This is a genomic window from Streptomyces sp. NPDC003247 (assembly GCF_042888135.1).
Taxonomy (GTDB): Bacteria; Actinomycetota; Actinomycetes; order Streptomycetales; family Streptomycetaceae; genus Streptomyces.
The window spans coordinates 357,068-370,463 of record NZ_JBIAPF010000009.1 but is presented as its reverse complement, the minus strand read 5'-3'; the positions used below and the strand labels follow the sequence as shown (position 1 = coordinate 370,463).

Genomic DNA, 13,396 nt, shown 5'->3' with positions numbered 1-13,396 from the left:
ACCAACGCCGGGGCGCGCGCTCTGTGACCGGCGGCTAAGTCGTGCAGTGGTATGCGCTGGACGCACGGTGGCTCAGGGGTGGGCGGATCTCCTCTGTCTGCTCGCGCAGCAGTTCGACGATCAATTCCCCCTGAAGAGCCGCCGACCCGGACCAGGTCCGGATCGCCGGGCACGGCTCCATCGTAGAGGTGGCCCGGTCAGGCCAGGCTGTCCCGCCAGGCGCGGTGCAGGTCCGCGAACCGGCCGGTGCCCGCGATCAGTTCGGCGGGGCTGCCGTCCTCGACGATCCGGCCCTGTTCCATGACGAGGACCCGGTCGGCGATCTCCACGGTCGACAGCCGGTGGGCGATCACCACCGCCGTCCGGCCCGCCAGCACCGTCGCCATCGCCGCCTGTACGGCCCGCTCGCCGGGGACGTCGAGGGAGCTGGTCGCCTCGTCGAGGATCAGTACGGCCGGGTCGGCGAGCAACGCCCGGGCGAAGGCGACCAGTTGGCGCTGACCGGCGGAGATGCGGCCGCCCCGCTTGCGGACGTCGGTGTCGTAGCCGTCGGGCAGGGCGCCGATGAACTCGTGCGCGCCGATCGCCTTCGCCGCCCGCTCGATCTCCTCCCGGGTCGCGTCGGGCCGCCCGACGGCGATGTTCTCGGCGACCGTGCCGGAGAACAGGAACGCCTCCTGCGTCACCATGACCACCCCGCGCCGCAGTTCGGGCACCGCGAGGTCGCGCAGGTCGACGCCGTCGAGGAGGACCCGGCCCGCCGTGGGGTCGTAGAAGCGGGCGAGGAGCTTGGCCAGCGTGGACTTCCCGGCGCCGGTGGAGCCGACCACGGCGACGGTCTGCCCGGCCGGCAGGGTGAGGTCGAAGCGGGGCAGCACCTCGCCGCCGGTGCGGTAGCCGAAGCCGACGCCGTCGAACACGACCTCCCGGCCCGGGAACCCGGAGCGGCGGGCCGGCAGCTCCACGGGCGCGGCCGGCTCCGGCACCGACGGCGTCTGCGCCAGCAGCCCGGCGATCTTCTCCAGCGAGGCCGCCGCCGACTGGTAGGAGTTGAGGAACATGCCGAGCCGGTCGATCGGGTCGTACAGCCGCCGCAGGTACAGCACCGCCGCCGCCAGCACCCCCAGCTCCAGCGAGCCGTCCGCCACCCGGTGGGCACCCCACAGCACGATCGCCGCGACGGCCGTGTTCGCCACCAGCCGCGATCCGGTGACGTACCGGGCCATCTCCAGCAGCGCGTCGCCGTTGGTCCGCTCGTGCCGCTGGTTGAGCACCCGGAACCCGGCGTCGTTGACGGCCTCGCGGCGGAACGCGCGCACCGGGCGGATGCCGTTCATCGTCTCCACGAACTTCACGATCACAGCCGCGATCGCGGTGGACCGCGCCCGGTACACCCGTGCGGCGCGCCGCCGGTAGATCCGGACGAGGAGGTACAGCGGCCCGAAGGACGCCACCGCGACCGCTCCCAGCCCCAGGTCCAGCCAGAGCAGCATCGCCGAGATGTACACGAAGGACAGGACGACCCCGACCAGCTCCTGGAGGCCCTCGTTGAGCAGTTCGCGCAGCGACTCCACGTCCGTGGTGGAACGGGAGATCAGCCGGCCCGAGGTGTAGCGCTCGTGGAAGTCGACGCTCAGCGCCTGCGCGTGCCGGAAGATCCGCCCGCGCAGGTCCAGCAGCACGTCCTGGTTGACCCGGGCGGCGGCGATCAGGAAGGCGGTCTGGAGTCCGCCCGAGGCCAGCGCGCACAGCAGGTAGCCGACGCCCACGGCGGCCAGCGGTCGGGTGTCGCCGTCCCGGAACGCGGGGACGGCGCGGTCGATGGCGTACGCCACCAGCAGCGGGCCCGCCTGCACGGCCGCCTGCTGGAGCAGCAGCAGGAGCGTGGTGAGGGCGACGCGGGCCTTCATGGGGGCGAGCAGCGACCGCAGCAGCGTGGCCGTGGCGCCCGGCGGGGTGGGCAGGACGTCCCGGTCGAAGGGGTCGCCGGCCTCCCGCTCGCGGGGCGGGTCCGGCTCGTCGACGGTGGGGGAGGAGGTCGTGGGGGTGGTCATCGTCGGTCGGCCTCCTGGTCCCCGGACATGAGGTGGGCGTACTCGGCGTTGGTGCGCAGCAGCTCCTGGTGGGTGCCGACGGCGGTGATCCGGCCGCCCGACAGCAGGGCGACGCGGTCGGCGAGCAGGACGGTGGAGGGGCGGTGGGCGACGATCAGCGCGGTGGTGTCGGCGAGGACCTGACGCAGCGCCGCCTCCACGGCGGCCTCCGTGTGGACGTCCAGCGCGGACAGCGGGTCGTCCAGGACGAGGAAGCGGGGCCGTCCCACGACGGCCCGGGCGAGCGCGATCCGCTGCCGCTGACCGCCGGAGAGACTGAGTCCCTGTTCGCCGACCTGGGTGCGGGTGCCCTGCGGCAGGGCATGCACGAACTCGGCCTGCGCCACCGCCAGCGCCCGTCCCAGCTCGTCGGCGCCGGCCCGGTCGTCGTCGGCGCCCATCAGCACGTTCTCCCCGACGCTCGCGGAGAAGAGGGTGGGTTCCTCGAAGGCGACGGCCACCTTCGACCGCAGTTCCTCGCGGGGCAGCGCGGTGATGTCCTGCCCGTCCAGCGTGATCCGCCCCGACGTCAGCTCGTGCAGCCGGGGGACCAGGGCGGTGAGGGTGGTCTTGCCGCTCCCGGTGGCCCCGACGAGCGCCATGGACTCACCGGGCCGGACGTGGAGGTCGACACGGTCGAGGAGGGGAGGGGAGTCGGGGGCGGCGTCGGGGTAGCGGAAGACGACGCCCTCGAAGCGGAGGCCTTCACCGGCCCCGTCACCCTCCCCGTTCAAGGGGGCCGAACGGCCGACCACGGCCGTCGAACGGTCGGTGGCGGCCGTCGACGACTCCGGCCGCTCGTCCATCACCTCGAAGTACCGCTCCGTCGCCGTCGCCGCCTCCTGGCTCATCGCCAGCAGGAAGCCGATCGAGTCCACGGGCCAGCGCAGGGCCAGCGCCGTGGACAGGAAGGCGACCAGCGTCCCCGCGGACAGCTCGCCGTCCGCCACCCGCACGGCGCCCAGCACCAGCGCGGCCCCGACGGCCACCTCGGGCAGCGCGACGATGATCCCCGAGAGCGTCGCCAGCAGCCGGGCCTTGCGCAGCTCCGTCCCGCGCAGCGTCTGCGACAGTTGCCGGAACGCCCGCGCCTGGCTGCGGTGCCGTCCGAAGCCCTTGATGATCCGGATGCCGAGCACGCTCTCCTCGACGACCGTCGTCAGATCGCCGACCTGGTCCTGCGCGAGCCGCGCGACGCGCGTGTAGCGGGTCTCGAAGAGCACGCAGGTGACGACGACGGGCACGGCCGGACCGAGGACGATCAGACCCAGCGTCCAGTCCTGCACCAGCATGATCACCACGCCGACGAGAATCGTCACCCCGTTGACCAGCAGAAACGTCAGCGGAAAGGCGAGGAACATACGCAGCAGCATCAGATCGGTGGTGCCGCGGGACAGCAGCTGTCCCGAGGCCCATCGGTCGTGGAAGGCCATGGGCAGCCGTTGCAGGCGGCGGTAGAGGTCCGCCCGCATCTCCGCCTCGACGTGCGACAGCGGCCGGGCGACCAGCCACCGCCGCAGCCCGAACAGGAGCGCCTCGGCGACGCCCAGCAGCAGCAGGTACAGCGCGCCCAGCCACACGCCCGCCGGGTCCCGGTCGGCGACCGGGCCGTCCACCATCCACTTCAGGACGAGCGGGATCACCAGCGCCGTACAGGAGGCGACGATCGCGACGAAGGCGGCGGTGAACAGCCGCGCGCGCACGGGCCGCACGTACGGCCACAGGCGCAGCAACGTCCTCACCGCGGAGCGGTTCTTGGTGGTGGGGTATGTCGTCGGCATCACCGCGAGCCTACGGACCGCCACCGACATCGCCCACCGAGTTTCGGCCGGACGGGCCCCGGGCCCGACCGCCGCGACCTGCGCGTTCGGGGTGCCGAACACGGCGTCGGGTGGTCAAGCCCGTAGCTCTGCGTCACTCGATCGAATGAAGTCCGTCGACTGTGGTCGCCGGTCAGGCCGCCGGGTACGGCAGCAGCCCGCCCGCGGTCTTCTCCCACGCGGCCTTCAGCTCGGCGAGCAGCTCCGGCCGGTCGGTGGCGAGGTCGGCCTGCTCGCGCTGGTCCTGGGCCAGGTCGTACAGGTGGTCCGTGCCGGAGGAGTCCTGGTAGTACTTCCAGTCGCCGCGCCGCAGGGCCCGGTTGCCGCGCACCCGCCAGAACAGGTCGCGCTCGGGCACCTCCTCGCCGCGCAGCAGATAGCCGGCGAGGCTGTGGCCGTCGAGCGGGTGCGTCGAGGCGGGGCGGGCGCCGCCCAGTTCCAGCAGGGTCGCCGTCCAGTCGGGGGAGAAGACGGGCTCGTCGCTGACCTGGTGGCCGTCGACCCGGGCGGGCCAGCGCAGGATGGTCGGCACCCGGATGCCGCCCTCCAGCAGCTCCGACTTGGCGCCGCTGAGCGGCCACAGGTAGGAGAACCGCTCGCCGCCGTTGTCGCTGGCGAAGACCACGACGGTGTTCTGCTCCTGGCCGGAGCGCTTCAGCGCGGTGAGCACCTTGCCGATGGAGGCGTCGAGGTTCTCCACCATCTCGGTGTACTTCTCCACCGAGCCGCCGTCGTTGTGCAGGAGGCCGCTCAGCACCTGGCCGGCGCGGATCTTCGCGGCGATCTCGGCGCCGGTCTCCTCGTCGCCCTCGCCCAGCCAGGGCCAGTGCGGGGTGGTGAAGTTGAGGTTGAGCAGCCAGGGCTCGTCGTGGTCCCGGGAGACGTACTCCACGGCCCGCTCGGTGAGGACGGTCGTGTAGTAGCGCAGGTCCTTGTACTCGGCGTCGCCCTCGTAGAGGTCGTAGTCACCGAGCTGGCCCAGCTTGGAGAAGTACTCCAGGGCGCCGCCGAAGTTGCCGAAGAACTCGTCCCAGCCCGACTTGGTGGGGCTGTAGTCGGGCAGCCAGCCGCAGTGCCACTTGCCGATGAGGGCGGTCGAGTAGCCGGCCTTCTTCAGCAGGGAGGCCAGGGTCGGGTGGTTCGGGTCCAGTCCCTGCGTCTTGTTGCCGATGGGTTCGGCGAGCCCGCCCTGCGTACGTCCCGGGTAGCGGCCGGTGTACAGGCTGAACCGGGTGGGGGAGCAGGTCGCGGAGCCGGAGTAGGCGTTCGTGAACCGCACGCCCTGCGCGGCCAGCCGGTCCAGGTTGGGCGTCTTGATGTGCGGTGCGCCGTACGACGACAGGTCCGCCCAGCCCAGGTCGTCACCCAGGATGAACAGGAAGTTGGGCCGCCCGCCGGAACCGGCGGCGGAACGGGCCCGGAACGGACGCTCGGCGGAGGCGGAGGCGGAGGCGGAGGCGGACGCGGACTCGGGAGCGGCTTCGGCGCTGCCGGCCGTACCGGCGACCGCGGTCACGGCACCGCCACCGACCAGGCCGCCGAAGGTACGACGGGATATTTCGGGCATGCGGAATCCTCGTGATCGGCGTGCCCCGGGGGAGGGCGCGCGAAGAGAAGAAGCGAAGAGAAGAAGCAAAGAGAAAAGGGAGAAGGGGGGGAGCGGCGAGAGGGCTACGGCTCAGCGACAGATGGCGCTGGACTGCCGGCACAGGTCGACGTGACGCCGCTCCACGAGCGCGACGCACGCGCGGCGGTGGTCAGCGGGGATCCTCATGATCGCGAACGGTGCCATCGTCGGACCGTGCCGTCAAGGCGCCGTCCACGGAGCGGGACCCGCGGCCTCCGCCCTGCCGGAGGCGTGCTCGTCACCGGTCCGCCACCCGCATCTCGAACCACGTCGTCTTCCCCCGGGGCAGCAGATCGACCCCCCACCGGTCGGACAGCTTGTCGACGAGGAACAGGCCCCGTCCGGAGATGTCCGTCTCCTGGACCGGCATCAGACAGGGCAGTCCGCGGGAGGGGTCGCGGACCTCGACGCGGAGCCAGCCGCGGCGGCGGCGCATCCGCAGGCCGAAGGTGCGGGCGCCGGTGTGGCGGACGGCGTTGCCGACGAGTTCGGAGACGAGCAGGACGGTGTCCTCGGTCATCTTGGGGGTGAGCTGCCACTGGCGCAGGACGACGACCTGGGCGAGCCGCCGGGCGGTGGCGGCGGACTCGGGACGGGACGGCAGCGGAACCTCGGCCTCCGTCGGGTTGCCGAACAGTTCCAGCGCCTTGAGCGCCCGTTCGTCCTCGACCGCGGGCGACCAGCGTGCCGCGGTCACACGCCCGTGCCCTCGCGGCTGTTCAGAACCCTCCAGCCCCGCCATGCCCCCATCATGGCCGTCCGGCGACGTCGCCGTGGTGCTTCCCGGGGAATGCGCCCCCCGGGAGCCCTCGTTCCCCACACGTCACCTGGCATGTGCCGTTGGCATGCCGAGGCCTGGAAACCATGCGCCGACCTGCGACGACGAAGCGTCCGGAGGTGAGGGGGCGGGCTCCCTCGGCGCAGCTCGCTTAAGGGTGCCTTAAGGCTCCCGTAAACCGCCCCATCGAGGGAGCCGGGTAAGACGGCCCGTCAATTGCAAGCCGTTTCACCCAGATTTGGCGAGAGCTGCCTCACCGTTCACCGCCCGCTCGCTCACGCTCGCTCACAGGAACTTCGCCTTGCCGGGACCCTCCTCCACGAAGCTCCGCATGCCGGTCTCGCGGTCGGCGGTCGCGAACAGGCCCGCGAACCAGGTGCGTTCCACCGCCAGGCCCGTCTCGATGTCCGTCTCCAGGCCCGTGTCGATCGACTCCTTCGCCGCGCGCAGCGCGATCGCCGGTCCCTGCGCCAGCTTCGCGGCCCAGGCGTGCGCCTGCGCGTACACCTCGCCGGCCGGGACCACCCGGTCCACCAGGCCGATCGTCAGGGCCTCCTGCGCCTTGACCATCCGGCCCGTGAAGATGAGGTCCTTCGCCTTGGACGGGCCGACCAGCCGGGCGAGGCGCTGGGTGCCGCCCGCGCCGGGGATCAGACCGAGCAGGATCTCGGGCTGGCCCAGCTTCGCGTCGTCCGCGGCGATGCGGACGTCCGCGCACAGCGCCAGCTCGCAGCCGCCGCCCAGCGCGTAGCCGGTCACGGCCGCCACCACCGGCTTGGGGATACGGGCCACCGCGGTGAAGGCATCCTGCAGGGCGCGGGCGCGCAGGACCATCGCCGTGTGGTCCATGGCCTGCATCTCCTTGATGTCCGCGCCCGCCGCGAACACCTTCTCGCCGCCGTACACGACGACGGCCCGTACGTCGTCACGACGGCCCGCCTCCTCGGCGAGTTCCCTGAGCCGGTCCTGCGTGGCGACGTCCAGCGCGTTCATGGGCGGGCGGTCCAGACGCAGCGTGCCGACGCCCTCGGAGACTTCGAGATTCACGGTCATGCAAGCAGGTTAACGACAACTAACGTCGACCGGTCCCATGCGGTGGGTCACACCCGGCCGGGGGTCCGGGGGTCGTCCCCCGGGCAGGTGGGGCACGACAACTAACGTCGACCGGTCCCATGCGGTGGGTCACACCCGGCCGGGGGTCCGGGGGTCGTCCCCCGGGCAGGTGGGGCATGACAACTAACGTCGGTCGGTCCCATGCGGTGGGTCACATCCGGCCGGGGGCCGTCCACGAGCGCGGGCACAGACGACGGCGGGCCCGGTGCCGTGGGTCACGGCACCGGGCCCGCCGGGCGGTGGAACCTACTTCGTCCACTCCGCCCACGACATGTTCCAGCCGTTCAGGCCGTTGGACGGGTCGACCGTCGGGTCGGTGGAGTTCTTCACGACCACCACGTCGCCGACGATCGAGTGGTTGAAGAACCACGCGGCCGGTACGCCGCTGTCGTAGCCGCCGCGCACGTCGCGCAGGCCGATGCAGCCGTGGCTGGCGTTGTAGTTGCCGAAGGCGTCGCCGCCCCAGTAGTTGCCGTGCACGAAGGTGCCGGAGTTGGTCAGCCGCATGGCGTGCGGGACGTCCTTGATGTCGTACTCGCCGTCGTAGCCGACGGTGTCGCCGTTCATCCGGGTCACCGTGAACTTCTCGCTGATGACCATCTGGCCGTTCCAGGTGGCGTAGCCGGGCTTGCCGGTGGTGACCGGGATGGTCTTGACGACCTTGCCCTCCTGCGTGACCTTCATGGTGTGCTTCTTGGCGTCCACGACGGTCACCTGGTTGCGGCCGATGGTGAAGGAGACGGTCTTGGACTGCTTGCCGTAGACGCCCTTGCGGCCCTCGACGCCGTCCAGGTTCAGCTCGACCGTGACCTTGGTGCCGGCCTTCCAGTACTGCTCGGGGCGGAAGTCGAGGCGGTCGTTGCCGAACCAGTGGCCCTGCACGTCGACGGCCGGCTCGGTCGTGACGGTGATGGCCTTCTCGACGGCGTCCGGCGCGGTGATGCCCCGCGTGAAGCGGACCGAGAACGGCATGCCGACGCCGACCGTGGAGCCGTCCTCCGGCGTGAAGTTCCCGATGAAGGTGTTCTGCGGGCTCAGCGTGGTGAAGGAGGAGTCCTCGGCGGCCGTGCGGCCCGCGGAGTCCTTGGCGACCGCGTGCACCTGGTAGCGGGTGGAGGCCGCCAGATGGGTGGCGGGCGTCCAGCCGGAGCCGTCGGCCGATATCGCGCCGTCGACCGTGGCGCCGTCGGCGTCCTTGACGACGACCTCGGTCAGCTTGCCCTGGGCGGCGGTGACCTTGAGGGTGCCGCTGGTGTCGACGGACTGGGCGCCGTCCTTCGGGGCGATGGTGACGACCGCCTCCGACTGCCCGCTCTGCGCGGTGGCGGAGCCGGAGGCCGCCACGTCGCCCGCCTTCTGCGAGCCGGCGTCGGAGTCCCCGCCACCGCCGCAGGCCGTGACGGCCAGCAGCAGCCCTCCGACGATCAGTGCCAGCCCCCTGTTGCGGCCGCGTGAGCGCCCGCCAACCGATGCCCCCGATATCGGTCGCACGTTCAAGTCCGTTCTCCCCTCCCCCGGGCCGGTCAGGCCCGCACGCGGGCGTGTCCCCCGCGCTGCGCGCATATTAACCACAAGGTCAGCGGCGTGGACGGCCCCCACATGTCACCGTTCCGTCCCAACTTCGCCCCCGGGAGGAAAGGGTCACTCCACCGCGCTGCCCCGCGTCCAGTCCTCCCAGGTCATGTTCCAGCCCCCGAGCCCGTTGTCCGGGGCGACCTGCTTGTCCTTGCTGCGGACGACCTCGACGACGTCCCCGACGAGGGAACGGTCGAAGAACCAGCCCGCCGGCGTGTCCGGGCCGCCGCCCTTGACGTCCCGCAGCCCCACGCAGCCGTGGCTGACGTTGGTCCGCCCGAAGACCTGCGGTTCGGCCCAGTAGTTGCCGTGCAGGAAGGTGCCGGAGGCCGTGAGCCGCATGGCGTGCGGCACGTCCGGGATGTCGTACTCGCTCTTGCCGTTCTTCTTCCGGAAGCCGACCGTGGCGCCGTTCATACGGGTCAGCTCCAGCATCTCGGTCACCACCATCTTCCCGTTGTACGTCGTCGTCTTCGGCGCCCCGGCGGTGACCGGCACGGTGGCGATCAGCTCGCCCTCGCGCCGCACCTTCATCGTGTGCCGGGCGGCGTCGACGACGGAGACCTGGTGGCGGCCGACGGTGAAGGAGAACGTCTTGTCCTGGAGCCCGTAGACGCCCGGCGCGCCCTCGACGTCGCGGAAGCGCAGGGCGACGGTGACCTCGGTGCCCGGCCGCCAGTAGTCCTCGGGGCGGAAGTCGAGGCGGCCGCCGCCGAACCAGTGCGGCCGGATCTCCACGGGCGGGTCGGCCGTGACCTCGACGGCGCGTTCGACGGCGGCGCGGTGCTCGATCTCCCGGTTGAACTCCAGGGAGACGATCATCCCGGTGCCGACGGTGGCCCGGTTCTCGGGCGTGACGTACCCGATGAAGCGCTCCTCGGGGACGTACGTGGTGAACGTGGTGTGGCGGGCGGAGCGGTGGCCGTCGTCGTCGACGGCCACCGCGTCGACCGTGTACCGGGCGGCGAGCGCGAGCCGGCCGTCGTCCGGGCGCCAGCTGCGGCCGTCCGCGGAGATCCGGCCCGGCACCCGGGTCTCCTGCGCGTCCTGCGACCGGACGACCTTCACCGACTCCAGGCGCCCTCGGGTGACCCGCACCCCGAGCCCGCCGTCCGGGCGTACCCCCTTGGCGCCGTCCTCCGGCGTGACGCGGACGACCTCCTCGGGCGCCGGCGGTTTCCCGAGCATCCGGTCGAGCCCGCCGGGGCGGTCCCCGGTGCAGCCGGCGGCCCCCGCCAGCAGTGCTGCCCATGTCATGACGGCGGCCAGGACGGCCCCCGCGCGCCGCGCGCGCCGTTGTACGTGCCTCACGCGGTACCCAACGACGGGCCCGCTCCGGGGAAACGTGAGTGCGAGGCACGCTCTGGGCAGAACAGGGGGGAGGACGACGCTACGGGGAGCCGCGGCCGGGACGCCGTACGCCCTTGGCCCGCGTCGTGCCACGAGCCGCGGGAGGCGCAACGGTGTCCAGCGCAGCCGAGCAGGAGACGGTGGCGGAGCAGCGCACCGCTGCCTCCGCCGTCGTGAACGGGGCACCGCGCAGGACGCCGGGCGTCCCCGTGCGGCCCGGCGCGCCCATGCCGCTCGGCGCCCGGTTCCGGGTCGGCCCGGACGGCGTGGCGGGCACCAACTTCGCCCTCTGGGCGGGCGGCGCGGAGGCGGTCGACCTGTGCCTCTTCGACGAGCAGGGCCGTGAGACCCGCGCCCGGCTCACCGAGCTCACCCATGAGATCTGGCACGGCTTCGTCCCCGGGGTGATGCCCGGCCAGCGCTACGGCTACCGGGTGCACGGCCGCTGGGACCCCTGGACCGGCGGCCGCTGGAACCCGGCGAAGCTGCTGCTCGACCCGTACGCCCGCGCCGTGGACGGCGACTTCCGCCTGCCGCCCGAGGTGTACGGGCACGTCCGCGACTGGCCCCAGCAGCAGGTCGCCGACACCGTGCGCGACGAACGGGACTCGGCGCCGCACGTCCCCAAGGGCGTCGTCGTCCACGATGACGACGACTGGGCCGACGACCGCCGCCCGAAGACCCCCTGGGCCGACTCCGTGATCTACGAGCTGCACGTGCGCGGCTTCACCCGGCTGCACCCCGGCATCCCCGAGGAGCTGCGCGGCACGTACGCGGGCCTCGCGCACCCGGCGGCGGTCGAGCACCTGGTGAAGCTGGGCGTGACGGCGGTGGAGCTGCTGCCGGTGCACCAGTTCGCCCACGAGGACCACCTGCTGCGCAGGGGGCTCGGCAACTACTGGGGCTACAACTCCATCGGCTACTTCGCCCCGCACGCCGCGTACGCCTCCTCCGGGACGACCGGGCAGCAGGTCGGCGAGTTCAAGCGGATGGTGCGCGCGCTGCACGCGGCCGGGATCGAGGTGATCCTCGACGTCGTCTACAACCACACGGCGGAGGCGGGCGAGCTCGGGCCCATGCTGTCGCTGAAGGGCATCGACAACCGCGGCTACTACCGGCTCCAGTCCGACGCGCGCCGGTACGCCGACTACACCGGCTGCGGCAACACCCTGCACGTGGTCCAGCCGCACGTGCTGAGGCTGATCACCGACTCGCTGCGGTACTGGGTGACGGAGATGGGGGTGGACGGCTTCCGCTTCGACCTGGCGGCGGCCCTGGCCCGCTCCATGCACGACGTGGACATGCTCTCGCCCTTTCTGGCGGTCATCGCGCAGGACCCGGTGCTGCGGCGGATGAAGCTGATCGCCGAGCCGTGGGACGTGGGCTCGGGCGGCTACCAGGTGGGCGCCTTCCCGCCGCTGTGGACGGAGTGGAACGACCGCTACCGCAACGCCGTGCGCGACTTCTGGCGGCACGCGCTGCCCGACGTACGGGAGATGGGGTACCGGCTGTCGGGCTCCAGCGACCTGTACGCCTGGGGCGGACGGCGCCCGTACGCCTCGGTCAACTTCGTGACGGCGCACGACGGCTTCACCCTGCGCGACCTGGTCTCCTACGGGCGCAAGCACAACGAGGCCAACGGCGAGGGCAACCGGGACGGCACCGACGACAACCGCGCCTGGAACTGCGGGGCGGAGGGGGAGACGGACGACGAGCGGGTCCGGGCGCTGCGGCGGCGGCAGCTGCGGAACCTGATGACGACGCTGCTGCTGTCCACGGGCGTGCCGATGCTGGTCGCGGGGGACGAGCTGGGGCGGACCCAGCGGGGCAACAACAACGCCTACTGCCAGGACAACGAGATCAGCTGGCTGGACTGGGGGCTGCTGGAGGATCCCGGCTGGCAGGCCCTGTTCGACCTGACCTCCCGTCTGATCGCCCTGCGCCACCGGCACCCCGTCCTGCGCCGGCGGGCCTTCTTCTCCGGGCGGGCGCACTCCGCGGACGGGCTGCGGGACCTGGCCTGGTTCACGGCGCGGGGCACGGAGATGACGGAGGGCGACTGGTACGCCCCCGCCGCCACCCTGGCCATGTACCTGTCCGGCCGGGACATCCCGGGGCGCGACGAGCGGGGGGCGCCGATCACCGACGACAGCTTCCTCGCCGTCCTGCACGCGGGGGACCGCCCGGTGGGCTTCGTCCTGCCCGGCCCGCCGTGGGCGGAGCGGTACGAGGTGGTCGTCGACACGTCGAGGGAGGAGCAGGCGGAGGCACCGGGGGTGACGCACCGGGCGGGGGCGGAGGTGACGGTACCGGCGCGGGCGGTGCTGCTGTTGCGGGTCGTGGGGTAGGGGCGGGGGCGGGGGCGCGGCGTCCTCGGTCCGGTCGGCCCGCTCATCCGGCCGATCCGCTCAGCTGGCCGATCAGCTCAGCTGGCCGATCAGCTCAGCCGGCCGATCAGCTCAGCCGGCCGATCAGCTCAGCCGGCCGATCCGCTCACCCGGCCGCCCCGCTCACCCGGCCGGCGTCGACCGCCGGGTCTCCCACCACTCCACCAGCGTCCTCACCTTCGCCTCGAAGTCCGGATCCCCGGGCGACGCCGGCGCCCGCAGCGTCGTACCGCGTCCGTCCACCGTCCAGACGATCACCTGACGCCAGCCCAGACTCCGCCGCACCTCCAGCCGCTGGATGTGCGCCCACGCGATCCGTCGCCGCCGCAGGCCCGCGACCACCAGCGCGTCCGGCGTCAGGATCACGCCGTCCCTCCGCTGGAGGAACGTGGCGACCACGACGGCGAGCGGGGCCACGGACGCCATCTGTCTCAGCTCACCCGGCGTCGGCATCCCACCGTGCGTGACCGCGAGCACGACGTACAGGAACAGCGTGCCGCCCAGGATCCCGAGCGCTATGGGCAGCGCGCGTTGCCACACCCCGAGCCGGAACGAGACGTGCGAAGAGGGCGTCGCGGCAAAGGAGTTCACGGGATTCACCATCCGGCGTAGGGGGACTCCAGCGTGCCACCGCTCGACGCCCTCCCGGCGCC

The 13,396-nt window shown here is 72.4% G+C and carries 10 protein-coding genes; 1 reads left to right on the top strand and 9 read right to left on the bottom strand.

All coding sequences use genetic code 11. The annotated features are described in order from the left end of the window. Positions 1-197 precede the first annotated feature (197 nt). The 8 genes from ACFYWQ_RS29720 to ACFYWQ_RS29685 all read right to left on the bottom strand — a co-directional run bounded on the left by ACFYWQ_RS29720 (position 198) and on the right by ACFYWQ_RS29685 (position 10,317). Positions 198-2,054 carry an ABC transporter ATP-binding protein gene (locus ACFYWQ_RS29720; protein ID WP_389520529.1) on the bottom strand — a complete coding sequence of 619 codons (1,857 nt, stop codon included), beginning with the start codon at positions 2,052-2,054 and terminating at the stop codon, positions 198-200. Further along, entirely contained in the window at positions 2,051-3,874 is a 1,824-nt protein-coding gene (locus ACFYWQ_RS29715) for an ABC transporter ATP-binding protein (protein WP_389520528.1), read from the bottom strand. The genes ACFYWQ_RS29720 and ACFYWQ_RS29715 overlap by 4 nt, the downstream gene beginning before the upstream one ends. A 172-nt stretch (positions 3,875-4,046) precedes the next feature. Next, the gene (locus tag ACFYWQ_RS29710; RefSeq protein WP_389520526.1) at positions 4,047-5,480 is read right to left on the bottom strand and encodes a sulfatase; all 1,434 of its coding nucleotides are present in this window, start codon (positions 5,478-5,480) and stop codon (positions 4,047-4,049) included. 111 nt (positions 5,481-5,591) lie between these two features. Next, positions 5,592-5,687 (bottom strand): putative leader peptide, encoded by a 96-nt coding sequence (locus tag ACFYWQ_RS29705; RefSeq protein ID WP_384651063.1) that lies wholly within the window; start codon positions 5,685-5,687, stop codon positions 5,592-5,594. Between the two features lie 91 nt (positions 5,688-5,778). After that, positions 5,779-6,282 (bottom strand): ATP-binding protein, encoded by a 504-nt coding sequence (locus tag ACFYWQ_RS29700; RefSeq protein WP_389520525.1) that lies wholly within the window; start codon positions 6,280-6,282, stop codon positions 5,779-5,781. A gap of 321 nt (positions 6,283-6,603) precedes the next feature. Beyond that, on the bottom strand, positions 6,604-7,371 hold the full coding sequence (locus ACFYWQ_RS29695; protein ID WP_389520524.1) for an enoyl-CoA hydratase/isomerase family protein: 768 nt from the start codon (positions 7,369-7,371) through the stop codon (positions 6,604-6,606). Positions 7,372-7,677: 306 nt separating this feature from the next. Further along, positions 7,678-8,928, bottom strand: a complete 1,251-nt coding sequence (locus ACFYWQ_RS29690) for an Ig-like domain-containing protein (RefSeq protein WP_389520522.1) — start codon at positions 8,926-8,928, stop codon at positions 7,678-7,680. Between the two features lie 144 nt (positions 8,929-9,072). Continuing rightward, positions 9,073-10,317: an Ig-like domain-containing protein gene (locus ACFYWQ_RS29685; RefSeq protein ID WP_389520520.1), complete on the bottom strand. Its 1,245-nt coding sequence runs from the start codon at positions 10,315-10,317 to the stop codon at positions 9,073-9,075. 152 nt (positions 10,318-10,469) lie between these two features. Between ACFYWQ_RS29685 and glgX the strand changes: the two genes are divergently transcribed. Next, on the top strand, positions 10,470-12,704 hold the full coding sequence (glgX, locus tag ACFYWQ_RS29680) for a glycogen debranching protein GlgX (protein ID WP_389520518.1): 2,235 nt from the start codon (positions 10,470-10,472) through the stop codon (positions 12,702-12,704). 162 nt (positions 12,705-12,866) lie between these two features. Here the strand turns inward: glgX and ACFYWQ_RS29675 are convergent, their stop codons facing one another. Then, positions 12,867-13,334, bottom strand: a complete 468-nt coding sequence (locus tag ACFYWQ_RS29675; protein ID WP_389520516.1) for a hypothetical protein — start codon at positions 13,332-13,334, stop codon at positions 12,867-12,869. Positions 13,335-13,396 lie beyond the last annotated feature (62 nt).

Bases quoted from the DNA above. Each gene is read 5' to 3' on its own strand.
- ACFYWQ_RS29720 (WP_389520529.1), bottom strand. From the start codon at position 2,054: ATGACCACCCCCACGACCTCCTCCCCCACCGTCGACGAGCCGGACCCG.
- ACFYWQ_RS29700 (WP_389520525.1), bottom strand. From the start codon at position 6,282: ATGGCGGGGCTGGAGGGTTCTGAACAGCCGCGAGGGCACGGGCGTGTG.
- ACFYWQ_RS29705 (WP_384651063.1), bottom strand. From the start codon at position 5,687: ATGAGGATCCCCGCTGACCACCGCCGCGCGTGCGTCGCGCTCGTGGAG.
- ACFYWQ_RS29695 (WP_389520524.1), bottom strand. From the start codon at position 7,371: ATGACCGTGAATCTCGAAGTCTCCGAGGGCGTCGGCACGCTGCGTCTG.
- ACFYWQ_RS29715 (WP_389520528.1), bottom strand. From the start codon at position 3,874: ATGCCGACGACATACCCCACCACCAAGAACCGCTCCGCGGTGAGGACG.
- ACFYWQ_RS29710 (WP_389520526.1), bottom strand. From the start codon at position 5,480: ATGCCCGAAATATCCCGTCGTACCTTCGGCGGCCTGGTCGGTGGCGGT.